Genomic DNA, 23332 nt, shown 5'->3' on the forward strand with positions numbered 1-23332 from the left:
GCATGAGTGAAAAAGCAATCCTGAGCTGCCGCAACCTGGGCAAATCCTACGAGGAGGGCCCGGAATCGGTGGTGGTGCTGTCCAACCTGCAGCTTGAACTGCACCCTGGCGAGCGCGTGGCGATCGTCGGCAGTTCCGGTTCCGGCAAAAGTACCTTGCTCAACCTGTTGGGCGGCCTCGATACGCCGTCCCAGGGCAGCGTATGGCTGGCCGGCGAAGAACTGTCGGCCTTGAATGAAAAGGCCCGCGGCCAACTGCGCAACCGCTCGTTGGGCTTTGTGTACCAGTTCCACCACTTGCTGCCGGAATTCACCGCCCTGGAAAACGTGTGCATGCCGCTGTTGATCGGCAAGACTGCGATTCCCGAAGCGCGCCAGCGTGCCACGGCCTTGCTCGAACGCGTCGGCCTGGGCCATCGCCTGGAGCACAAACCTGCGGAACTGTCCGGCGGTGAGCGCCAGCGTGTGGCGATTGCCCGTGCCTTGGTGAACAACCCCGGCCTGGTGATGCTCGACGAGCCGACCGGCAACCTCGACTCCCACACCGCCCAGGGCATCAAGGACTTGATGCTGGAGTTGAGCACCCAGATGCGCACCGCGTTCCTGGTGGTCACCCATGACATGAGCATGGCCCGGCAGATGGACCGCGTACTGCATTTGCAGGAAGGTCATCTGGTCGCTATCTGACCTGTTGCACGCCCGGTTTTTTGAGGCCGGGCTTTTTCATTTTTCCAACGGTGCCCGCGAATGTTCAGACCGTTATCGATTTTTATCGGCACGCGCTATACCCGCGCCAAGCGCCGCAACCGTTTTGTCTCGTTTATCTCGATGACCTCGATGATCGGCCTCGCCCTGGGCGTATTGGCGATGATCGTGGTGCTCTCGGTGATGAACGGCTTTCAGCGCGAAATGAGCTCGCGCATCCTCGGCATGGTGCCTCACGCGACCATCGTCGGCGTAAAGCCGATTGATGATTGGCAGCCGGTGGCCGCCGCTGCGATGAAGAATCCGCAAGTCACCGCCGCTGTGCCCTTCACCCAGATGGACGGCATGTTTTCCTATAAGGGCGCGATGCAGCCGATCGAGATCAGCGGCGTCGACCCGGCCCAGGAAGGCAAGGTGTCGATCGTGGCCCAGCACATCGTGCGCGGCAAACTCGACGACCTCAAACCTGGTGAGTTCGGCGTGGTGGTCGGTGATATCACTGCACGCCGCTTTCGCCTGAGCGTGGGCGACAAGCTGACCCTGATCGTGCCGGAACTGAGCAGCGCCCCGGGCGGTATCACCCCGCGCATGCAGCGCCTGAACGTGGTGGGTATCTTCAAGGTCGGCGCCGAACTGGATGGCTCCATGGCACTGATCCACATGGCCGACGCCGCTGAAATCCAGCATTGGCAGCCCAACCAGGTGCAAAGCGTGCGCCTGGCGGTGAAGGACCTGTATGCAGCGCCCAAAGTCTCGGCAGATATCGCCGCCAGCCTGGGCGCGGCTTACAAGCCGGATGACTGGACCCACACCCAGGGCAGCCTGTTCAGCGCCATGAAAATGGAAAAGACCATGATCGGCCTGCTGTTGCTGATGATCGTCGCCGTGGCCGCGTTCAACATCATCGCCACCTTGATCATGGTGGTGAACGACAAGGGCGCGGACATCGCCATCCTGCGTACCATCGGCGCCACGCCTCGGCAGATCATGGCGATCTTCATGGTGCAGGGCACGGTGATTGGCGTGGTCGGCACCTTGATTGGTGGCGTGCTGGGGGTGATTGCGGCGCTGAACGTAAGCGAGCTTGTGGGCTGGCTGGAGCGGGTGAGCGGGCAGCATATCTTCAGTTCGGATGTGTACTTTGTCAGCAACCTGCCTTCGGAGCTGCAAGGTGGGGATGTGTTGCTGATTTGCTCGGCGGGGTTTGTGTTGAGCTTCTTGGCGACGATTTACCCGGCGTATCGGGCGGCGAAGATTGAGCCGGCGCATGCGCTGAGGTATTCGTAACCTGATCGTTCCCACGCTCTGCGTGGGAATGCCTCACCGGACGCTCCGCGTCCGCTGTTAGGACGCAGAGCGTCCCGGAATGCATTCCCACGCGGAGCGTGGGAACGATCAGCGGAGCGTGGGAACGATCAGCAGTCGCCCTTGGGCAACTCAATCACAAACCGGGTCCAACCCGCCTGCGACTCACAATAAATCCTCCCGCCATGCGCCCGCACAATCGACTGGGTAATCGCCAACCCCAACCCCGCATGTTCGCTGCTGCCTGCACGCCTGGACGGATCGGCTCGGTAGAAACGGTCAAACAGTCGCGGCAATAACGGCGCAGGAATGCCTTCCCCGCTGTTCTCCACCGTCAGTGTTACGCCACTCTCGATCCGTACCCGCACTTCACCGCCCGGTGGGGTAAAGCGCAGCGCGTTATCCAGCAAGTTCGACAGGGCCCGGCGCAACATGCCGCGATCGCCCATCGTCTGGGCGCTGCCTTCGCGCACCAGCGTTACCTGCGCGTCCTCCGCCAGCAGGGTAAAGAACTCCAACAGTGCGTCGACCTCATCGCCCAAATCCAGAGCTTCACGGCTGGGCATCAGCAAGCCGTGGTCAGCTTTGGCCAGGTACAGCATGTCGTTGACCAGTTGCGCCATCCATTGCAGCTCTTCGAGGTTGCTGTGCAGTGCCTCGCGGTAATCTTCCAGCGGGCGCGGCTGGGTGAGGATGACTTGGGTCTGGGTCAGCAGGTTGGACAGCGGTGTGCGCAGTTCGTGGGCGATATCCGCGCTGAAGGCAGACAGGCGCTGGAACGCGTCATCCAGGCGCGCCAGCATAGCGTTGACGGCCTGGGCCAGTTCCGCCAGTTCCACCGGCATCTGCTCCTGGGGTAAGCGTTGCGTGAGGGAGTGGGCGGAGACGCTGGCGGCCACTTCGCCCATGCGCCGCAGCGGTCGCAAGCCACTGCGCGCAGCCCAGGCGCCGAGCAGGGCGGTGGCCAGGGCCGAGAGGCTCACGGTCAGCCAGATCAAGCGTTGCATGCGCTGTAGAAAGTGCTGGTGGTGAGTGATGTCGAGGATCAGGGTCAGTTGTGGCGAATCCAGCTGGCTGGGCGTCAAGGGTGCGATGAACACGCGGTAGTCGGTGCCCGCCTGCTGCAGGCTATGCAGGCCGGGCGCCTGGGGCAAGCTAAGGTTGGGCGCGCCGTCCAGCCAGCGTTGACCCGCCCCGGTGATGCGCAAGGTGAGGTCGGGCTGGTGATCGAGTTCGGCACGCAGTTGAGGGGTGCGCTGGGCGAGGTCTTCCCGTGAGGTGACACCCTGCAAGGTACTGCGCAGGGCCACCAGTTTGCTTTCGAGCTGTTGCTGGTCCAGCTCCATGAAATGCGCCTCGCTGGCCCGGTTGAACAACACCCCGGCGATCAACGAAACCACCGCCGTGCAGGCGGCAAACAGCAGCGCCAGGCGGCTGGTCAGGGACAGGCGCTTGATCACGTGAACCGTTCCTCCAGCACGTAACCCATGCCGCGCACGGTGTGGATCAGTTTGTTGGGGAAATGGTCATCGACTTTCAGGCGCAGGCGGCGAATGGCGACTTCGATGATGTTGGTGTCGCTGTCGAAATTCATGTCCCACACCTGGGAGGCGATCAGGGTCTTGGGCAGCACTTCGCCCTGGCGGCGCAGCAGCAGCTCCAGCAGGGCGAACTCCTTGGCGGTGAGGTCGATGCGCTGGCCGCTGCGCTCGACGCGGCGGCGGATCAAGTCCAGGCTCAGGTCGGCCAGTTGCAGCAGGGTGTCCTGCGGCGTGCTGCTGCCACGGCGCAACAAGGTGCGCACCCGCGCCAGCAGTTCGGAAAAGGCGAAGGGTTTGACCAGGTAATCGTCGGCGCCCAACTCCAGGCCGTGTACTCGGTCTTCGACGGCATCGCGGGCGGTGAGGAACAGCACCGGGATGTCCAGGCCGGCACTGCGCACCGCCTGCAGGATTTGCCAGCCGTCGCGGCCGGGCAGCATCACATCGAGGATCAACAAGTCATAGTCGCCCGTCAGCGCCAAGTGCTGGCCACTGGTACCGTCGGCCACCAGTTCGGTGGTAAAGCCCGCCTCGGCCAGGCCCTGGCGCAGGTAATGACCGGTTTTGGGTTGGTCTTCGACGATCAGCAGTTTCATATCGGGCTCTTGGTCAAGGTGGGCGCCGGCCTTTATACCCTGGGCTCCGGGGTATGGGCACAAGCTGACAAAGTTGTAATCTAGCAGTCAGCTGGCTGGCAGCGAGGCCATCTTAAAGTGTTGCCCAAGCTGGATACCTATTGTGGAGAGTGAAAGATGGCGTTGCGTACACCCCTGTTATTGGCGGGCTGCCTGCTGGCGTTGAGTTTCAATGCGCTGGCGGATGCGGCTCACACCTACGCGTTCGGCCAGCCCGCCCCGGCGGATAAAGCCACGCGCACCGTTGAAGTCTCGCTGCGGGACATCGCCTTTGAGCCCAAGTCCCTGGACGTCAAAGCCGGTGAAACCGTGCGCTTCGTGCTGGTCAACAAGGGCAAGTTGCTGCATGAGTTCAACCTGGGCGACGCGGCCATGCATGCCGCCCACCAGAAAGAGATGATGCAGATGCAGGCCAGCGGCATGCTGACCGCCACCGGCATGGGCAAGATGGACCACAGCGCCATGGGCCACGGCGATATGGGCGGCATGAAGCACGATGACCCCAACAGTGTATTGGTGGAGCCGGGCAAGACGGCCGAACTGACCTGGACGTTCAAGCAGGCCACCGGCCTTGAGTTCGCCTGCAACCTGCCAGGGCACTACCAGGCAGGCATGGTCGGCAAACTGACCGTTGAGTGAGGCGTTTGTTAAGGGCGGGGGCAAAGGCTGGTAGACTGGCGCGGTTTATTTAGCCAGGTTTCCGCCATGCATCCCGCAGCCGAACATTCGCCGCTGGGCAAGTCCAGTGAATACATCTCCACTTACACGCCTTCGTTGCTGTTTCCGATTCCACGCGCCGCCAAGTGGGCCGAGCTGGGCCTGAGCGCCGAGACCCTGCCGTACAAGGGCGTGGATTTCTGGAACTGCTTCGAGCTGTCCTGGTTGTTACCGTCGGGCAAGCCGGTGGTGGCCATCGGTGAATTCAGCATTCCGGCCGACTCGCCGAACATCATCGAGTCCAAGTCGTTCAAGCTGTACCTCAACTCGCTGAACCAGACCGCGTTTGCCGACACGCAAGGCCTTGAAGCCACCCTGAGCACCGACCTCAGCTTAGCGGCCGGCAAGCCCGTGAACGTGCGCATTCGCAGCCTGGCCGATATCGAGGCCGAAGGCGTGATGGCATTGCCGGGTGTGTGCATTGACGACCTGGATATCAACGTCAGCAGCTACGAACACCCGCGCCCGGAACTGCTGCGTTGCGATGACTCGCGTGTGGTGGAGGAGAGCGTGCACAGCCACCTGCTCAAATCCAACTGCCCGGTGACCAGCCAGCCGGATTGGGGCAGTGTGGTGGTGGAATACCGTGGTGCTGCGCTGGATCACGCCAGTCTGCTGGAATATATCGTCAGCTTTCGCCAGCACTCGGACTTTCATGAGCAGTGTGTGGAGCGGATCTTCCTGGACTTGCAGCGCTTGCTCAAGCCGGAGAAGTTGACCGTGTATGCGCGGTATGTGCGCCGGGGTGGGTTGGATATCAATCCGTACCGCAGCACTGAGAACACCCAGTTCCTGAACGTGCGCCTGGCGCGTCAGTAAGCCTTCATACAAAAAACTGTGGGAGCTGGCTTGCCTGCGATAGCGGTGTATCAGTCACTTGATGAATGACTGAAAGATCGCAATCGCAGGCAAGCCAGCTCCCACATTTGGTTTTGTGTTTGGCTTGGGTTAGATGCCGATATTGGCCAGGGTGGTCATGATATTGCGCAAGGTCCCAGAAATGACTGGGTGTTCAGCATCAAACTCTATGGCCGCTTGATTCACGTCGTCGGAAATACTGGGTGTCTGAGTCGCCGGTTCCAATTCAAGTTGCATTTCGAACTTGGCAATCAGCGCCTCCAGCGCTTCACGTTTCTCTACTGGCAGCGGCGGGTCCTGTTCCAACTGCCCGCGCAGGATCTCGACCTGTTCTTCCAGTTTTTTGCGATCAGGCATGACGTTCTTTCCTTTTATCGATAGGCACTGGCATAGACCGCGGCGCGCCGTGAAAGGTCTACGGGCTGACCTGTAGATTAATCCACTGGGGCCAACTGTGCATGATCTCGATCAGGGCTTCTCGCCCTTGAGCTGGCGCAGGCGGATGTCGGCCAGGCAGGTGCCGAGTTCGCCGAGGTGGTCGATCACCGAGTGCACGCCCAGGCCATAGAGTGCCACCGTGGCCTTGCCGCGCTTGTGTTCGCGTTGCTGCTCGGTGAGCGCCTGCCATTGCTGGGGCGACAGGCCGCAGAGCGAACCGCAGGAGGCCAGGCCGATGGTCCACAAACCGGCATTCAGGCCCGATTGCAGCAGGCGCGGCTCGCCGCTGACCAGTACGCAGCCTTCCAGGCGTTCGATGTTCAGCTCCATCAAGGCTTGCCAGCAGGCGTGGGGCGCGGGCCAGCGAATGGAGGAGGGCGAGGCGGCCTTGAGCCAGCCAGGCAGGCCGGCGCACAGTGGCGTGGTTACGGCGGGAGGCAGTTCGTCCAGCCAGGCGCAGGGCACGCCTTGTTCTTTGAGGCTGCGCAGGATCTTCAACGCCCCCGGCGTGGCCTCGGCGTCGGCGCAAGGTGAGTCGGTGCGCGCCAGGGAACCAAAATCCACCAGGCAGCCACTCAGGCCAAATAACACGGCGGTCAACGAGGGGGCGGCGGCGACGGCAATCTCGGCGTGTGGCATCTGAACGTCCCTGAAATAGCTGCAACGCTATCGGGGCGGCATGACAAGGGGATGACACTGTCGATATTTGTGGGAATTTTGTGCATTTTCCGTAAGACGATTCCAGGTAGCTGCCTAAATCGACACTTCCGTCATATACTGACAGCCTTATTCAGGGCATAGCGCCCATGACAGACCATTCAAGGAGCAAAAGCTATGCGCTGGAGCCAGTACTTCGCTCAGCTATCGGTGTGTGCCACCATCCTGTTGGCGCCTTTCGCAGCCCAAGCGGCGTCGGAAGATGACCCATGGGAAAGCGTCAACCGCCCCATCTTCACCTTCAACGACACCGTTGACACCTACGCCCTCAAGCCCCTCGCCCAGGGCTATCAGTTCGTCACCCCGCAATTTGTGCAGGACGGCGTTCACAACTTCTTCCGCAACATCGGTGATGTCGGCAACCTGGCCAACAACGTGCTGCAACTCAAGCCGCACAACGCAGGCGTCGACACCGCCCGCCTGTTGGTCAACACCACGTTTGGCGTACTGGGCTTCATCGACGTCGGCACCAAAATGGGGCTGCAGCGCAGCGATGAAGACTTCGGCCAAACCCTCGGCTACTGGGGCGTGGGCAGCGGCCCGTACGTGATGATCCCGTTGCTGGGCCCAAGCACCTTGCGTGATGCGCCGTCCAAATACGTCGACAGCTATACCCAACCGTACCGCTACATGAACGACATCGGCTGGCGTAACAGCACCTTCGGCCTCAACGTCGTCGATGTGCGCGCCAGCCTGCTCGACAGCGAGAAGCTGATCAGCGGCGACAAGTACACCTTCATTCGTAACGCTTACCTGCAGAACCGCGAGTTCAAGGTCAAGGACGGCAAGGTCGTTGACGACTTTTAAGCTGTGACGTTTTGAAATGAAAAAGGCGACCTTTCTAAGGTCGCCTTTTTTGTACACGCTGATCGTTCCCACGCTCCGCGTGGGAATGCATCCCGTGACGCTCCGCGTCACCCTTGCGTAGGGGCTGGATGTTGCGCTAGCGCATTTTCAGAATCTTGAGGCCCAGATGCTGGTCATCGCCTACCGCCTTGGTCCACACCACCTCGGTATCCGCCTCAAGCCCCCTGAGCGCGGCGTGCTCTGAATCAATGCGCACGGTCAGCAGGTCGCCCACAGTGAACTGGCGAGGTGCCTGCACCTGCATGCCGGAACTGGAGAGGTCCACGCAGGTGCCGGCAATCTCCTGCCCGGCATGGATCAAAGACACATCGGCATCTATTCGCATGCGGATGAAATCGCGTTTTTCGGCGTAGTCGCGCTCGTGTTCGCTCACAGCATCCATCCTTACTTTGCGTTGTGGTTGTGAGGGTTCTTATAACTCCCGGTGATTTGCGGTGTAAAGACGCCCGGCGACCATCGGCATGAGCTTGAAACCCCTCACGGATGGGAGTACCGTCTGCGCCTTAGAAGGGCACCTCTGCTTTACCGTTGTGCATGGGCTAAATCCCAATGCTTTGTAGGACAGAGAGGCTAGAAAGCGAATCCAGTACGTGAGCCCGGCCATTGCCGAGCCGCCTACGCCAACCTAATTCTGGCGCCGTTTGCCCACATGCAAAAAACCAGTGCCACGCTGCTGATAATCGATGACGACGAAGTAGTGCGCGCGAGCCTCGCGGCCTACTTGGAAGACAGTGGCTTCAGCGTCCTGCAGGCCAGTAATGGCCAACAGGGTCTCCAGGTATTCGAGCGCGACAAGCCCGACCTTGTGATCTGCGACCTGCGCATGCCCCAGATGGGCGGCCTGGAGCTGATTCGCCAGGTGACCGACCTTGCCCCGCAAACGCCGGTGATTGTCGTGTCCGGTGCCGGCGTCATGAACGATGCCGTTGAAGCCTTGCGCCTGGGCGCCGCCGATTACCTGATCAAGCCCCTGGAAGACCTGGCCGTGCTGGAGCACTCGGTGCGCCGCGCCCTGGACCGTGCACGCCTGCTCCTGGAAAACCAGCGCTACCGTGAAAAGCTCGAGACCGCCAACCGCGAACTCGAAGCCAGCCTGAACCTGCTGCAGGAAGACCAGAACGCCGGTCGCCAGGTGCAGATGAACATGCTGCCGGTCAGCCCCTGGACCACCGACGAATTCAAGTTCGCCCACCAGATCATCCCGTCGTTGTACCTGTCGGGTGATTTTGTCGACTATTTCCGCGTCGACGAGCGCCGCGTGGCGTTCTACCTGGCCGACGTCTCCGGCCACGGCGCGTCTTCGGCGTTTGTTACCGTGTTGTTGAAGTTCATGACCACACGGCTGTTGTTCGAGTCCAAGCGCAATGGCACCTTGCCGGAGTTCACCCCTTCCGAGGTGCTGGGCCACATCAACCGAGGCCTGATCAGCTGCAAGCTGGGCAAGCACGTGACGATGGTCGGCGGCGTGATCGACGAAGAAACCGGTCTTTTGACCTACAGTATTGGCGGTCACCTGCCGATGCCTGTTTTGTACACTCCTGACAGTGTGCGCTACTTGGAAGGGCGTGGCCTGCCCGTAGGCTTGTTTAACGAAGCCACCTACGAAGACCACATCCTGGAACTGCCGCCGACCTTCAGCCTGACGCTGATGTCTGACGGTATTCTGGACCTTCTTCCAGAGCCTACACTCAAAGAGAAAGAAGCCGCCTTGCCCCAAAAGGTCAAGTCGGCGGGCGGCAGCCTGGATGGCCTGCGGCAGGTTTTTGGATTGGCCACGCTAGGGGAGATGCCGGATGATATCGCCCTATTGGTGTTGAGCAGGAATCTTTGATGAGTACCGGAAGAATCCAATTCGCCGAGCAAGACGGGACCTTCGTCCTGAAGTTTGTCGGTGAAGTGCGCCTGACCTTGTGTTCGGCCCTGGATGCGACGATCGAGCGGATCTTCACAGCGCTGAACTTCTCGGCGATTGTGATCGACCTGACCGAAACGCGCAGCATCGATAGCACCACCCTGGGCCTGTTGGCCAAGTTGTCCATTCTGTCGCGGCAGAAGGTCGGCCTGTTGCCGACCGTGGTCACCACCCACGAAGACATCACCCGTCTGTTGCAATCCATGGGTTTTGACCAGGTGTTCAACATCGTTGACCGCCCGATCCCGTGCCCGGAATGCCTCACCGACCTGCCGTCCCAGGACCAGTCCGAGGAAGTCGTACGGGTCAAGGTGCTGGAAGCGCACAAGATCCTGATGGGCTTGAATGAGTCCAACCGCGAAGCCTTCCACGACCTCGTCAACGCCCTCGAGCGCCACTGACAGCTCTCCTGTTGAAACACATTCCCCTGTGGGAGCTGGCTTGCCTGCGATTGCGCGGTGTCAGTCGATGAAGTGTTGGCTGGCCCACCGCTATCGCAGGCAAGCCAGCTCCCACATCGGACGGCGGTGACACCGAGGCAAAAAAAGGGCGGCACCCTCACAGGTGTCGCCCTTTTTGCCGCTATCTGCCTTTACAGCTTGGCCGACAACAACGCCTCCAGCTTCTCCTGGTCCCGAGCAAACTGACGAATCCCCTCCGCCAGCTTCTCAGTCGCCATCGCGTCCTCGTTGGACTCCCAACGGAACTGCGCTTCAGTCATGTGCACCCGCGCTTCACCGGCATGCCCTGGCGCCAACTTGCGCTCAAGCTTGCCTTCATCGGCTGCCAGCTTCTCCAGCAGGTCCGGGCTGATGGTCAGGCGATCACACCCGGCCAGCTCTTCGATCTGGCTGAGGTTACGGAAGCTCGCCCCCATCACCACGGTCTTGTAGCCGTTAGCCTTGTAGTAGTTGTAGATGCGCGTCACCGACTGCACGCCCGGGTCATCGGAACCGGTGTAGTCGTTGCCGTTGGCCTTCTTGTACCAGTCGTAGATACGGCCCACGAACGGCGAAATCAGAAACACACCCGCTTCGGCACAGGCCACGGCCTGGGCAAACGAGAACAGCAGCGTCAGGTTGGTCTGGATGCCTTCTTTTTCCAGCTTCTCGGCGGCGCGGATGCCTTCCCAGGTGGAGGCGATCTTGATCAGCACGCGGTCACGGCCAACGCCGGCTTTGTCGTACAGGTCGATCAGACGGTGCGCACGCTTGAGAATCGCGGCCTCGTCGAATGACAGGCGCGCATCCACCTCAGTGGAAATACGGCCCGGCACTACTTTGAGAATCTCTTGGCCCACCGCCACCGCAAAGCGGTCACTGGCCAGGCCCACATCGCCGTTGCAATCCTGCACACACTCATCCAGCAGCTTGGCATAGCCAGGAATCGACGCAGCCTTGAGCAGCAGGGAAGGGTTGGTGGTCGCGTCTTGCGGCTTGAGCTTGGCGAGCGTGGAGAAATCGCCGGTATCGGCTACGACGGTGGTGAATTGCTTGAGTTGTTCCAGCTTGGAAGTCATGGGCGTGCTCTGTCCTGTGGGTCTAGTGACATTACCCGAGCGCTGGCAGGCGCTCAAGGGCGCAAATGCGTTAGGTCGTTTGCGAGGGCAATAACCTGGAAACAGCCGTTTGAATCACCGGCCGTGGTGCTCAATTGGAGGGCAAAATCGATGGCAGGTTCAACCCAACTGCCCGATAACCACGTCATTGCCCTTAAGCCTGCTCCCAATACTGTAGGAGCGAGCTTGCTCGCGAAAAACCTCAACGATAACGCGCGCTTCCTGAATAAGCGCGGCACCTATGGGTTTCTCGCGAGCAAGCTCGCTCCTACATGCGGGCGAGGGGCAGCCGCCTAGAAGCTGTAGCGCGCAGTCAGCTTGAAATTGCGTGGGTCGCCGTAGATGTCGTAAGGCTCATAGGCGCCATTGGCGACGCTGGAGTAGTACTTGCGGTCAAACAGGTTGTTTACGTTCACCTGCAGATCCAGATGCTCGTTGGCCTTGTACCCCGCTACCAGGCCGGCGACCGTGTATGAGCCCTGTCGGTTTTTCCATGCACTGGTGCCGCTGCCCCCCGATGTGCGGATCTGGCTCTGCTGGTAGAGGTCACCGCCAATGCGCCAGCGGTTCAGGTCACCGGACAGGTTGTAGAGGGTGGAGACCTTGAACAGTTGGCGCGGCAGTCGGCGGTTGAAATCCTGTCCTTCCCTGGAGGTATCAGTATCGGTGACATATTTGGTCTGGGTGTAGGTGTACCCGCCGGCCAGTTGCCAGTTTTCGGTCAGGGCGCCCTGAACTTCCAGGTCAATGCCTCGACTGCGCACCAGGCCGGAAGCCTCGTAGCATGAACTGACAGGGGTTGTACCGCAGCCTTTGACATCAGGCATTTCCTGGGCACGATTGTTCTGATCGATCTGGAAGATGGCTGCACTGGCGTTCAGCGCACCATCAAAGTATTCGCCCTTGATGCCCACCTCGTAGTTTTCACCCTTGATCGGCTTCACCACTTGCCCACCGAGACCTTTTTCGGTCTGCGGCTTGAAGATATCGGTGTAGCTCACATAAACCGAGTGATTGGCATCCAGGTCGTAGACCAGGCCGGCATAACGGGTCAGGTTGCGCGTGACCTTGTAGTTGCTTTCGGGGGTTTCCCGGCTTTCGAATTCGTACCAGTCCAGGCGGCCGCCGAGAATCAACGACAACGGCTCGGTCAAGCGCAAGCGGGTGCTGGTATAGAAGCTGTCCTGTGTGGTGGTCTCGGGACGCAGGGTGCGCCCCTTGGTGATCTCTGGCTTGGTATGACCCCGTGGATCCCACCCGAAGAGGTCGACGTTACTGTCGATGAAACGCTCCCACAGTTTGCCGGTACGGTAGTCCAGCTGGCGCTTGCTGGCACCCACGGTGAAGTCATGTTCCATACCCAGGAGCTGGAAGGGGCCGCTGAGGGCCAGGTCGTAGCCTTTTTCCTTCTGCTCCATGGCCTGCGTCCACAGGTAGTGGCGGTTGTATCCCCAGATGGAAGAGGCCAGCACGTCCGTGTTGGTCGTCGCCTGCATGGCGGCCATGCGCAGTTTCCAGTCATTGGCGAAGCCATGCTCCAGGGTCGCGAAATAACCTGTGGTGCGGTTGTCCATGTATTCATAGTCATGGCCCAGGAAGGTGTCGCGCGGCAATCCCAGATGGCCACCACCACGGGCCATAGGCAGCCCACCCCAGACGTAGTTGGTGTAGTCCTTCTGCCGGTAGGCACCCACCGTCAGGGTGGTGGTATCGGTCAGGTCGGCGTCGACTACGCCGTAGTACAGGTCGGCGTCACTCTCGACTGCTTCGCGAAAACTTTTCGAATCCTGCTTTGAGAGTACGGTGCGGGCGCGCAAGGTGCCGCTGTCGTTTAGCGGGCCGCCGACGTCCAGGGTGCTGCTGTAATCGTCCCAGCTACCGGCACTGCCGGTGAGCGTGGCCTGGAATTTACGGGTCGGGCGCTTGCGTATCAAGTTGATGGCGCCCGCGGGGCTGCCGGCGCCCTGAGCCAGGCCGGTGGCGCCGCGAACGATTTCGACGCGGTCATACATTGCCAGGTTGGCTTCGCTGCTGGGTATATAGGTGAGGAAACTGGTGGGGAAGCCGTCGTACAAAATGGTATCGACGTCGAAGCCACGCGCGCTGAACGTGGGCCGTCCGGCGCCGCCGGAGGTATTGAGGAACACACCCGGCGCACTTTCGGCGACATCGCTGAGGGTGGTCATGGCCTTGTCGTCCATGCGCTTGCGCGTGACCACGCTGACCGACTGCGGCGTTTCACGCAAGGTGAGTGGCAGCTTGGTGGCAGTCTGCATGGCCCCCGTCGTGTAGGAACCGCTGCCCTCGGTCGTCTCGCCCAAGTGCTGAGCGGTGATCGAGGTCTCACCCAACTGCAAGGCACCGCCTGATTCAGCAGCCTTCTCCAGCGTCACGCTACCCTCAGCGGTAGGCCGCCACGTCAAGCCGCTGCCGCTCAACACTTCAGCCAGTGCGGCCTGCGGTTCTTTGGAGCCGACTACGCCAGGGCTGTTCTTGCCCGACACCAAAGAGCCATCAACGATCACCCGCAAACCGCTCTGAGCGGCCAGGCGATTCAGCGCGCTTGCCAAGGGCTGTGGTGCGATATTGAACTGATGAGGGTCGGCAACCGCCAGATCGGACATCAGTACACACAGCATGGTAAGCGGCGCTACAGACAAAGATTTCACGCGCGAAACTTTATACAGCGGACGGTACATCGGCGCCTCCCCTAAATACGAAAAATTATCGTTCTAGGTAGTGAGACGGACGAAACACCAATAACCGTAAAAGATAATTGTAATATTCTGGGTGACCGCTAGAGACGGCTGCTCCTGCAGTGCTCGAGTTTCATAACGACCGTGCGCAGCGAGCAGCACTGCCCCAATCAACGCCCCTCCAGCAATTCCCCCGCCTGATCCAGCAACGCCAACGGATCACTCGCCTTATGAATATCCACCGACAACAACTGCCGAAACTTACGCGCCCCCGGGAAACCCGTCCCCAGCCCCAGAACATGGCGCGTGATGTGATGCATCGCGCCACCTGTCGCCAAGTGCTCGGCTATATACGGACGCAAATGCGCCAACGCCTCAGCGCGGGTGATCACAGGCGCGGTGCTGCCAAACAGCTGCTGATCCACCTCCGCCAACAAATACGGATTGTGATAAGCCTCCCGCCCCAACATCACCCCATCAAACGTCTGCAAATGCTCATGGCACTGCTCCAACGTCTTGATCCCACCGTTGAGATTAATCTCCAACTCCGGAAAATCCCGCTTCAACTGCGCCGCCACGTCATAACGCAACGGCGGGATGTCCCGGTTCTCCTTGGGCGACAACCCCTCCAGAATCGCAATTCGCGCATGCACGGTAAAACTGGTGCAACCGGCATCCTTCACCGTCCCGACGAAATCACACAACTCGGCATAACTGTCCCGCCCATTGATGCCGATACGGTGCTTCACCGTCACCGGAATCGACACCGCATCGCGCATCGCCTTCACACAGTCCGCCACCAGCGCAGGGTGCGCCATGAGGATCGCGCCGATCATATTGTTCTGCACCCGGTCGCTGGGGCAACCGACGTTCAGGTTCACTTCATCGTAACCGGCGGCCTCGGCCATGCGGGCGCAGGCGGCCAGATCGGCTGGAACACTGCCGCCTAGCTGAAGCGCCAGCGGGTGCTCGGCTTCGTTGTGGCGCAGGAAGCGCTCGTGGTCGCCGTGGAGGATAGCGCCCGTTGTGACCATCTCGGTGTAGAGCAGGGCGTGCTTGGAGAGCAGGCGTAGGAAGAACCGGCAGTGGCGGTCAGTCCAGTCCATCATGGGGGCGACGGAGAAGCGGCGGGAGAGTGGGGCGGTTTGTAGGGGCATGGGGGATCTGAGTTGGCGAGACGAATTGCGCGCAGTTTATCAGGAACGGATCTTGGGTGCCGGAGAGGCAGGTATTGCGCGTATTACCACTTCGAACGAGGACGTTGCCGTGTGTGGAATACGCCAAGGATCTGCAGTCGATCGCCCCTCACTCTATACGGGATCAGATAAGACCAGTTGGGAACCGCCCATTCGCGGGTATGTTTCACCCGACCTTCGCGGCCCATGGAAGGAAACTGAGCGAGCCTGTCGACACTGGCGAAAATGGCATCCGAGAAGTCGTCGGCGGCTTTTGGATTTTCGAGAGCAATGTAGCTTGCTTCGTCTTCCAGGTTCTTGAGTGCTTTTTCAAGCCACTCAACCCGCATTCTTGCTCCAACGCCTAGCGCGCATGGCTGCCACTTGGTCATCAGTGGCAAATTTACCTTCGTCGGCTTCCTTTACTGCCAGCTCGATTTGTGCGGTCAGCGTTTTTTCGTGCTCGATGTAGTCGCGAAGAACGTCCATTGCCAGGTAGCTCGCTGTTTGGCCGTTGGTTTTGGCCAGGTCGGCGAGAGAGTTGGAAAGGTCTTCCGGCAGGTTTAGGGATATCCCAGTCATGGCGGCCTCGATGGTGGACGGTCGTGGGGCATCTTACACCGTGAAGCGTCGGGTTGAAGCAGCAGGCCGTCGCGAGGTGTGTCTGGGAGTGAGTCGTTTGCTTTTCCTTTGCCAACTCAAAAACCGATATCGTGGCGGTTAAATAAATCTGTCCCCTTTTGTTAAACAGTCGCTGATTCTCCCTGAGCAAATGGTCTCGTTGCCCGGTAACAATCTTCACGCTTTGCACTGAGGCAAACGAGTACTGCTGTTCCAGCATGCTGATCTTTTCTTCAGCCGCTGCCAACCTCTCTTCCGCATCCGCCTTGCCTGCCATCAGCAGGTCATTCATCTGCACCAAGCCAGCGATATTCTCCCGCGCTCGACGCAGCATGCGCTCTGTCTCCACCAGCTCATCTACGAGGATTGAGCATTGGTGCTGGTACATCTCAAGTGGAGTGGGGCAACCGAGCCAATCATCGGTGTCCATGTCAACGTTCATAGCGGGAATCTCAATAGCTGTATGTACGTACAGTAATCGAGGTTTAAATGCGCCGCGATTTGAGCCGACGAGCTGTAGGCGGAAGTGGGGGGCGGGGAACTGGCGTGCCACATCAGGCTGGGGGAGTGACGTGCTACAGACGGTCTGTAGGATGGTCTGCACCTGGCGCGCGCCGTCGTCCCCCCACCTCGCCTGCGGGCTAAATGGGTCGTTTTTTCTGCGACCCTGCGGACCGCTCAACACGGCACCGGCTGGGGGGCTGCTCAGGTTAGTGGGGTGGTCAAAAGCCTGCGGAACCCTGCACCGAGGGGTTTTTCGTTGAAGGCTTCTGGAGGCTCTGCTGTTGAGGGGGAGGGGGGAGTTTCAAAAAGAGTAATTTCAGTAATCTCCCCACAGAAACGGTCTGGAGGCCACGTATTCCGTGGGGGTTGAGATTACAAAAAGGAGTAACAGAGAAGTAATGGAAAAGGTAATTTTCTACCAACCAGTTGATTTTAAAGGGTTTTATTAAAGTAGAGAATTACATTTATAAAGAGTAATCAGATTACTTCAAGGTTACTTAAAGATTACCTTTTGCTCGAAAGATAAAAGCCTTTAATTTCAAAGAGTTGAGCGTGAGAAATGGTCAAGATTACTTATGTTACTCTTTTTTTTAGGCGCCCCCTTACCCTGAACCGCACCACCCCTATATGCGCAGGTACGCACGCGTGAATGTTGATCGATGTCCGTTAGTGCAGCGTCTGCTCTGGGGACGGTGTGTGGGTTATGTCGGGGCTGGAGCTACATCCAGTCGCTACGTGAGCAGCGCTAGTGCAATGCTGACCAGGGATCGACGCTTTTTCACAGGCATATTGAATTGTCATTTTTTAGGTGACATTGTGTCACCTCGCTAATGACTGAGAGATTGCCATGAACGACGAAAACGAAGAGATAGTTACCGGCTTCGAACGCTCGGCAGAGGAGCTATCCAAAGACCTGCACCTGGCTTTGGCTGAGTTGGACTGGTCGCCTGCGGCGTTGATGGATCGTATGCGCTCACTAGGCGACTACCGCTCGCCGGCGACAATCCTAAGAGGGATCAACCGCGCTCTAGAGGGACAGATCAAGCCGTCCGGTGAGCTGTTGGCTCTGGTGCAGCAAGCCGTGCGCTTTAAGCGGCGCCTGCTGCGAACCTACCGTGACGTGATTTGGACAAAACTCGGTGACGGTTCGCACACCACTCAGATCGAAGATTTCACCATCACCTTGTCGCCGCAAACGCGAGGCCGGTGGCGGGTGAATCTCGTGCACAAAGACGGATTCAGTCCATCTTGGCCACGCTTTCAGGACACATTGGAGGCCGCCAAACACATGGCCTTTATTACTTTGGATAACGGTCAAAACTGGCTGCAGGAGTACGCTGACGAGCAAGCGCGCGAAGCTGCAGAACAGCTGTAAGCCTGTGCCGGTCGACGCGGAAGACTGCTAGGGGGGGAAGGAAACCCTCTTGAGTGAGGGTAGCGTGGTACAAAAGTGGTACGGGGTTTTTTATGGAGCGCTACAAGGCATGTATTACAAGGCCTGTGGTATTAGTAGCTCCAATCCATCACATGGCGCTTGGCCACAGCGTATTCTGAATTTTGTCGCGAGGAAATGAGAAAGGAGCTGCTTGCGGGACGGTCCACTTCCAACCCGTTACGGACCTTCAAACCCTTCAAGGCAGCGGCCAGCCTAAGATCTCAATATCGGAGTCAAGCTGCTTTGGAATCACCCCGAAGCAGAAGTTTCGGGGCGATCCACGATTATAGCTCTAGCCGGCCAAGCTCAGATGCAGCAAGGGGAATGGGCGGCCCTCGCCATCCAGCGGGGAACGACCTGTTTGAACAAACCCGTAATGCAAGTAGAACCCTACTGCTTCTGGGTTCTGCTCATTCACATCAACACTCATCTTACTGCGCGAACTGTTGGCATGATCCAGCAGCGCGCGGCCAATACCTTGCCCTCGCAGATCTGGCTCGATGAAAAGCATCTCAACGTGGTTTTCATTGAGCCCGATGAACCCTAGCGGGCAGTCCTCGGTATCCACCGCTACCCATAATTCAACAGCGGGTAGGTAGATGTCGCGGAGCTGAGGAATTAGCGCCTCAATATCGGATTCTTGCAGGAAGTGATGAGTGGCGCGAACGGAACGCAGCCAAATGTTAAGCAGTTGTGGATGGTCGGCGTTAGTAGCCTGACGAATGATCATAGAATCATCCTATACGTGTGATAACGGAGACGAGGCGCGCTAGTAGATAGCGACCGTTTGAGTGTCGGCAACTTGTATGACCGCTTCGCGATTTAACGCCTGGGCGGTTCACGGCAGAGGTAGCCGGAAAGGAGGGAGGCAGAACGATACTGAACGCATTTTGGAGTGTCAATGGAGAATTACGGATGTAATGGTGGGTGCGTACATTACTGGGAGTCGTTGAGCCGGAGGGAGGCTGCTGTAAGGCGGAAGAAACGCTCCAGATGCCTGACCGTTGCTTTGGCTGAAAGATTTTCCGTTTTTGCCTTTTAGCTGCTGTGAGTGTAACGGATCTCGTCGATCACGGAATCTTGTTTGAAGAGGTTAGGTGGTACAAAAATGGTACGTCAATATGAGGAACGCGCTACAACCCCTTGTTTTAAAGAGGTTCTTAGTTAGTAGTTCCAATCCATCATCGGGGCAATGCAGGAAGCGCCGGAGCGATCTTGGGGAATAGGTCAAAATTTCTAGGAAATGTCCCACGCTATCTCGGCTTGCCCCCTGGACCATCCATAGCTAATCTCGTTGGGCCGCTGCAAACTCAGCGGTCGGAGGTGGAAGTCCGTATTGCTAAGGCGTTTTTAACTCCCGAAAATATTTGGAGCTTCGCCCATGCACAACAACACACGCAGTTCTTCACTTGATCAAAGCGCATCGCCCGTCGATCCCAAGCTTCAAGCCGCAGCCCAGCGCGCAATCAACCATCACTTGCCCCCATCCGACGACGCTGCCCCCACCGAGCGCCCAAGCAACAACCTATTCCTCGTAAACCCAACTCTCGACCCCGAAACCCTCTTGGCCAACGCCGCCGAGAACCTCGCATCCGCCAACGAAATGGCCGCCACCTTGGCGTTCGATCTCGACGACTCCCAGCGTGCCATCGCCCTGGGCATCCAGCAGTTAATCGAGTTGAGCTCGCTGCTCGTTGACCGAGCCCAGGAGCAGGTTGCGCCTGTAACCGCCCCAGTCAAAGCCTGACAACCAACCCTGCCGCCTTACCCAAGGCGGCAACCTGAACTCATGCTGTCACCCAGCAAAGTTTCATAATTCCCTGCGCCGTTGAGGTCTACGATTCCCTGCAAGAGAAGGCCCCAGCGCCTCCAGCCCACAGGGAACTGAAACCATGATCTCGAACCTCGTCAAAGTCGTGATGATCACCGGCACGTTGCTGTTGAGTGCTTGTTCATCTTCATCGAGTGTGACCAACAGCGACCCGTGCTTTTCAGGCGGGTGCCAGGCATTTGGCGACCATAGCCCCAACAAAGCCGCCAAGGTGAATTTTGGTGGCAGTGGGCTGGGGAGTAGTTATGGGGAGTATGGTTCGGGGCTGTTGCATGATGATTGATGGGGTGGTGGGGTAAGCAATAATGCCTGCCAGTTAAGTGTCATCGCCTTCTGTAGGAGCGAGCTTGCTCGCGAAAAATGTCAACGATAACGCGGGCTTCCTGAAGAAACGCGGCGTCTGTGGGTTTTTCGCGAGCAAGCTCGCTCCTACAAGAAGCCCTCCTAGAGTTTGATCCAGTAGGGCGTTAGTGGCCGCCTTTCATCCGTCGGGCAATAAGGTAGAGGCCCAGGCCGACCAGGGCTGTTGCGGCGCCGATGTAGCCGGTGCTGGTCCAGCCGAGGCCGGCAGTAATGGCCATACCGCCAAACCACGGCCCCAGCGCATTCGCCAGGTTGAACGCTGCATGGTTGGATGCTGCCGCGAGGCTCGGTGCTTCGTGGGCAATGTCCATCAGGCGAATCTGCAACGGCGCCGCCAACGCGACCATGGTGCCCACCAACCCCATGCTCAGCAGCACGCCCCACAGCGAAGACGCGGCGAAGGGGAAGAACAGCAGCACCGCCATCGACCACACCAATATCAAGCCCACTGCCCGGAACTGCATGCGATCAAACAGTTTGCCGCCGGCGATGTTGCCAATGATGCCGCCCACGCCAAACGCGGCGAGGCCGAAGGGGATCCATTGGGGCGAGACTTTGGTCACTTCCAGCATGGTCGGCGCCAGGTAGCTGAATACGCAGAACATGCCGGCAAAGCCAATCGCGCCGATGGACAGGGCCATCCATACCTGGGGTTTGGTGAAGGCGCGCAGTTCTTTGCGTGGGTCGCTGCGTTGTTCGTCGTGGCGGTGGGGTACGAATTGCCAGACCAGGGCGATGGTGAGCAGGGCGATCACGCTGACCAGGGCGAAGGCCGAGCGCCAGCCCAGGTGTTGGCCGAGGAAGGTGGCGATGGGGTTGCCCAGCAGCATGGCCAGGGTGAGGCCCATCATCACGCGGGCCACGGCGCCGGCGCGTTTGTCGGTGGGCACCATGCTGGAGGCGACCACGGCGGCGATGCCGAAGTAGGCGCCGTGGGGCAGGCCGCTAATGAAGCGGAAGGCCACCAGCGAGCCGAAGGTGGGGGTGAAGGCGGTGGCGAAGTTGCCCAGGGCGTACAGGCCCATCAGCAACAGCAGCATGTGTTTGCGCAGCAGCTTGGCGCCGAGGATGGCCAGCAGCGGGGCGCCGACCATCACGCCCAAGGCGTAGGCGCTGATGGCGTGGCCCACTTGGGGTTCGCTCAGGCCCAGGTTCTGGGCGATGTCGGGCATCAGGCCCATGATGGCGAATTCGCCGGTGCCGATCGCGAAGGCGCCCACGGCCATGGCCGCTTCCATTTTGGCGGCGCTGCGCGCGGGCAATACGTGCCCGGGTGTTTGCTGGATAGTCATGGGTAACTCTGTGTGAAGGGTGTGCACGAAGGACAGTCGCCGATGCTACGCAAGCTGCGACGAAGGTGTCTAGAACCGCCATTTTCGGCAGAGTTCCACGCCTGTGACCGCAGGTCGCGGCTGCCAGGCTTGACAGGGGCGCATTAAAAGCCGCGATTTAGGCCTGTCAATTGGCCAAACGGCGCATAAACGCTGTTTAGCGTGATATTCTGCGCGCCGTCTTGGGCTAGTCTTTCCCTGGTGCGTACACCCGTATACGTCCCAGCGGTTGGCTGTCGCCCAGGTAGCTGAAGCCAATAATGATAAGAAGTCAGCGCAGAAGGGACATAACAGTGAGGTCGATCCATCGGCCTTGTGTGCCCACCCTGCAGCCTTTATGTGACTGTGCAGACCCCGCGGTACGTTGCCTGACGTAGCGTGAACGAGGGTTACTCATGACCAGGGGCGGTAGGGCGGATGGCGTTTTATCATAGGTGCTACTGATGTTTAAAAAAGTAAACACTGCCCTGCTGGGGCTGGCTTTGTCGATGGGGATCACGTCCGTTCACGCGGAAGAGGCAAAGAAAGTCGATGTGCTGCTGATCGGCGGCGGCATCATGAGTGCAACCCTGGGTGTCTGGCTCAATGAGCTGGAACCGGACTGGTCCATGGAGATGGTCGAGCGTCTCGATGGCGTGGCCGAAGAAAGCTCCAATGGCTGGAACAACGCCGGTACCGGTCACTCGGCCCTGGCTGAGCTGAACTACACCCCGGAAGACAAGAACGGCAACGTTGAGATCCCTAAAGCGGTCGAGATCAACGAAGCGTTCCAGATCTCCCGTCAGTTCTGGTCCTGGCAGGTTCAGCAGGGTGTGTTGAAGAACCCGCGTTCGTTCATCAACTCCACTCCGCACATGAGCTTTGTGTGGGGCGATGACAACATCAAGTTCCTGAAAAAACGCTACGAAGCCCTGAAGGCCAGCCCGCTGTTCGCTGGCATGCAGTACTCCGAAGACCCGGCGCAAATCGCCAAGTGGGTTCCGTTGATGATGGAAGGGCGTGACCCCAACCAGAAAATCGCGGCCACCTGGAGCCCGATCGGCACCGACGTAAACTTCGGCGAAATCACCCGCCAGTTCGTCGCTCACCTGCAAACCACGCCGAAGTTTGACTTGAAGCTGTCGAGCGAAGTGCAGGACATCACCAAGAACGCCGACGGTTCGTGGCGTGTGAGCTACAAAAACCTCAAAGACGGCACCAAGACTGAAACCGACGCCAAGTTCGTGTTCATCGGCGCTGGCGGCGGTGCCCTGCACCTGCTGCAGAAGTCGGGCATTCCTGAAGGCAAGGAATACGCAGGATTCCCAGTCGGTGGTTCGTTCCTGGTGACCGAGAACCCGACCATCGCCGAGCAGCACCTGGCCAAGGCCTACGGTAAGGCTTCGGTAGGTTCGCCACCGATGTCGGTTCCGCACCTGGACACCCGTGTGCTGGATGGCAAGCGCGTGATTCTGTTTGGCCCATTCGCGACCTTCTCGACCAAGTTCCTGAAGGAAGGCTCGTACCTGGACCTGCTGACCAGCACCACCACCCACAACATCTGGCCCATGACCAAAGTCGGTATTCGTGAATACCCACTGGTCGAGTACCTCGCCGGCCAACTGATGCTGTCCGATGACGACCGCTTCAAGGCACTGCAAGAATACTTCCCGAACGCCAAGCAGTCCGACTGGCGCCTGTGGCAAGCCGGCCAGCGCGTGCAGATCATCAAGCGTGATGAAGAGCAAGGCGGCGTGCTGAAGCTGGGTACCGAAGTGGTCAGCTCTGCCGACAACACCATCGCAGGCCTGTTGGGTGCATCGCCAGGCGCGTCCACCGCGGCTCCGATCATGCTGACTGTGCTGCAAAAGGTGTTCAAGGACAAAGTAGCCAGCCCAGCCTGGCAGGAAAAACTGCACCAGATCGTGCCAAGCTACGGCACCAAGCTGAACGATAGCCCTGAAGCGGTTGCCAAGGAATGGGCCTACACCGCCGGTGTCCTGCAACTGACCCCGCCACCTGCGATCCCGCAGCTGGCTGCTCCACAGGCCACCGAGGCTGCCAAGCCTGCGGCTGAGCCAAGCAAGCCGGTTTCTGACCTGGCGCTGTAAGCCACACCCACGAAAAAGCCCGCTGAACCGGTGA

At 59.3% G+C, this 23332-nt stretch carries 23 protein-coding genes and 1 pseudogene; 11 read left to right on the plus strand and 13 right to left on the minus strand.

The features are described 5' to 3' along the window. Positions 1-2: 2 nt before the first annotated feature. Entirely contained in the window at positions 3-686 is a 684-nt protein-coding gene (lolD, locus tag V8689_RS08075; RefSeq protein WP_019818240.1) for a lipoprotein-releasing ABC transporter ATP-binding protein LolD, read from the plus strand. 60 nt (positions 687-746) lie between these two features. Beyond that, a complete protein-coding gene (locus tag V8689_RS08080; protein ID WP_032892838.1) occupies positions 747-1991 on the plus strand; it encodes a lipoprotein-releasing ABC transporter permease subunit in 1245 nt (414 codons plus the stop codon). 128 nt (positions 1992-2119) lie between these two features. Here V8689_RS08080 and V8689_RS08085 read toward each other — a convergent pair whose 3' ends face one another. Together V8689_RS08085 and V8689_RS08090 are read right to left on the minus strand one after the other, a co-directional pair. Beyond that, on the minus strand, positions 2120-3469 hold the full coding sequence (locus tag V8689_RS08085; RefSeq protein WP_056791795.1) for a heavy metal sensor histidine kinase: 1350 nt from the start codon (positions 3467-3469) through the stop codon (positions 2120-2122). Then, on the minus strand, positions 3466-4146 hold the full coding sequence (locus tag V8689_RS08090) for a heavy metal response regulator transcription factor (RefSeq protein ID WP_056791797.1): 681 nt from the start codon (positions 4144-4146) through the stop codon (positions 3466-3468). Before V8689_RS08090 ends, V8689_RS08085 begins: the two co-directional genes overlap by 4 nt. A 156-nt stretch (positions 4147-4302) precedes the next feature. Between V8689_RS08090 and copI the strand changes: the two genes are divergently transcribed. Together copI and queF are read left to right on the plus strand one after the other, a co-directional pair. Continuing rightward, positions 4303-4824, plus strand: coding sequence for a copper-resistant cuproprotein CopI (gene copI / locus V8689_RS08095; RefSeq protein ID WP_056791799.1), 522 nt, complete (start codon positions 4303-4305; stop codon positions 4822-4824). A gap of 66 nt (positions 4825-4890) precedes the next feature. After that, entirely contained in the window at positions 4891-5721 is an 831-nt protein-coding gene (gene queF, locus V8689_RS08100) for an NADPH-dependent 7-cyano-7-deazaguanine reductase QueF (RefSeq protein WP_056791801.1), read from the plus strand. A gap of 129 nt (positions 5722-5850) precedes the next feature. Here the strand turns inward: queF and V8689_RS08105 are convergent, their stop codons facing one another. Beyond that, positions 5851-6117: a DUF4404 family protein gene (locus V8689_RS08105; RefSeq protein WP_056791803.1), complete on the minus strand. Its 267-nt coding sequence runs from the start codon at positions 6115-6117 to the stop codon at positions 5851-5853. A gap of 111 nt (positions 6118-6228) precedes the next feature. Next, positions 6229-6837: a hypothetical protein gene (locus tag V8689_RS08110; RefSeq protein WP_003189687.1), complete on the minus strand. Its 609-nt coding sequence runs from the start codon at positions 6835-6837 to the stop codon at positions 6229-6231. A 195-nt stretch (positions 6838-7032) separates the two neighbouring features. On the opposite strand from V8689_RS08110, the gene V8689_RS08115 reads away from it, so the two are divergent. Further along, positions 7033-7722 carry an MlaA family lipoprotein gene (locus V8689_RS08115; protein WP_032892828.1) on the plus strand — a complete coding sequence of 230 codons (690 nt, stop codon included), beginning with the start codon at positions 7033-7035 and terminating at the stop codon, positions 7720-7722. A gap of 136 nt (positions 7723-7858) precedes the next feature. On the opposite strand, the gene V8689_RS08120 is transcribed toward V8689_RS08115, so the two are convergent. After that, complete coding sequence (locus tag V8689_RS08120; protein WP_003189689.1) at positions 7859-8155, minus strand: PilZ domain-containing protein; 297 nt, start codon at positions 8153-8155, stop codon at positions 7859-7861. A gap of 276 nt (positions 8156-8431) precedes the next feature. Here V8689_RS08120 and rssB point away from each other — a divergent pair, with 276 nt between their 5' ends. Next, positions 8432-9613: a two-component system response regulator RssB gene (gene rssB, locus V8689_RS08125; RefSeq protein ID WP_056791804.1), complete on the plus strand. Its 1182-nt coding sequence runs from the start codon at positions 8432-8434 to the stop codon at positions 9611-9613. Further along, positions 9613-10095, plus strand: a complete 483-nt coding sequence (gene rssC / locus V8689_RS08130; protein WP_003172602.1) for an anti-sigma factor antagonist RssC — start codon at positions 9613-9615, stop codon at positions 10093-10095. Before rssB ends, rssC begins: the two co-directional genes overlap by 1 nt. Before the next feature lie 191 nt (positions 10096-10286). On the opposite strand, the gene tal is transcribed toward rssC, so the two are convergent. From tal to V8689_RS08160, 6 genes and pseudogenes are all read right to left on the minus strand, one after another. Beyond that, positions 10287-11213: a transaldolase gene (gene tal / locus V8689_RS08135; protein WP_019818234.1), complete on the minus strand. Its 927-nt coding sequence runs from the start codon at positions 11211-11213 to the stop codon at positions 10287-10289. A 332-nt stretch (positions 11214-11545) separates the two neighbouring features. After that, entirely contained in the window at positions 11546-13951 is a 2406-nt protein-coding gene (locus tag V8689_RS08140; protein ID WP_056791808.1) for a TonB-dependent siderophore receptor, read from the minus strand. 167 nt (positions 13952-14118) lie between these two features. After that, entirely contained in the window at positions 14119-15105 is a 987-nt protein-coding gene (gene dusA, locus V8689_RS08145) for a tRNA dihydrouridine(20/20a) synthase DusA (RefSeq protein WP_056791809.1), read from the minus strand. A gap of 83 nt (positions 15106-15188) precedes the next feature. Then, positions 15189-15473, minus strand: coding sequence for a type II toxin-antitoxin system RelE/ParE family toxin (locus V8689_RS08150; RefSeq protein WP_056791811.1), 285 nt, complete (start codon positions 15471-15473; stop codon positions 15189-15191). After that, entirely contained in the window at positions 15463-15705 is a 243-nt protein-coding gene (locus tag V8689_RS08155) for a CopG family ribbon-helix-helix protein (RefSeq protein ID WP_056791813.1), read from the minus strand. Before V8689_RS08155 ends, V8689_RS08150 begins: the two co-directional genes overlap by 11 nt. A 166-nt stretch (positions 15706-15871) precedes the next feature. Further along, positions 15872-16186, minus strand: a pseudogene (locus V8689_RS08160) (hypothetical protein); the annotation flags it as partial. Between the two features lie 909 nt (positions 16187-17095). Between V8689_RS08160 and V8689_RS08165 the strand changes: the two are divergent. Then, positions 17096-17623: a hypothetical protein gene (locus tag V8689_RS08165; protein ID WP_056791814.1), complete on the plus strand. Its 528-nt coding sequence runs from the start codon at positions 17096-17098 to the stop codon at positions 17621-17623. Positions 17624-17975: 352 nt separating this feature from the next. On the opposite strand, the gene V8689_RS08170 is transcribed toward V8689_RS08165, so the two are convergent. Next, positions 17976-18413, minus strand: a complete 438-nt coding sequence (locus V8689_RS08170; RefSeq protein WP_056791816.1) for an acetyltransferase — start codon at positions 18411-18413, stop codon at positions 17976-17978. A 651-nt stretch (positions 18414-19064) separates the two neighbouring features. On the opposite strand from V8689_RS08170, the gene V8689_RS08175 reads away from it, so the two are divergent. Together V8689_RS08175 and V8689_RS08180 are read left to right on the plus strand one after the other, a co-directional pair. Next, positions 19065-19430 carry a DUF6124 family protein gene (locus V8689_RS08175; RefSeq protein ID WP_056791818.1) on the plus strand — a complete coding sequence of 122 codons (366 nt, stop codon included), beginning with the start codon at positions 19065-19067 and terminating at the stop codon, positions 19428-19430. 145 nt (positions 19431-19575) lie between these two features. Further along, entirely contained in the window at positions 19576-19797 is a 222-nt protein-coding gene (locus V8689_RS08180; RefSeq protein ID WP_056791820.1) for a hypothetical protein, read from the plus strand. A gap of 184 nt (positions 19798-19981) precedes the next feature. Here the strand turns inward: V8689_RS08180 and V8689_RS08185 are convergent, their stop codons facing one another. Next, positions 19982-21169, minus strand: a complete 1188-nt coding sequence (locus tag V8689_RS08185; protein ID WP_014717589.1) for an MFS transporter — start codon at positions 21167-21169, stop codon at positions 19982-19984. A 482-nt stretch (positions 21170-21651) separates the two neighbouring features. Between V8689_RS08185 and mqo the strand changes: the two genes are divergently transcribed. After that, a complete protein-coding gene (gene mqo / locus V8689_RS08190; RefSeq protein ID WP_044272931.1) occupies positions 21652-23298 on the plus strand; it encodes a malate dehydrogenase (quinone) in 1647 nt (548 codons plus the stop codon). Positions 23299-23332 lie beyond the last annotated feature (34 nt).

The organism is Pseudomonas sp. AK181 (assembly GCF_051122975.1).
Lineage (GTDB): Bacteria > Pseudomonadota > Gammaproteobacteria > Pseudomonadales > Pseudomonadaceae > Aquipseudomonas > Aquipseudomonas lactis.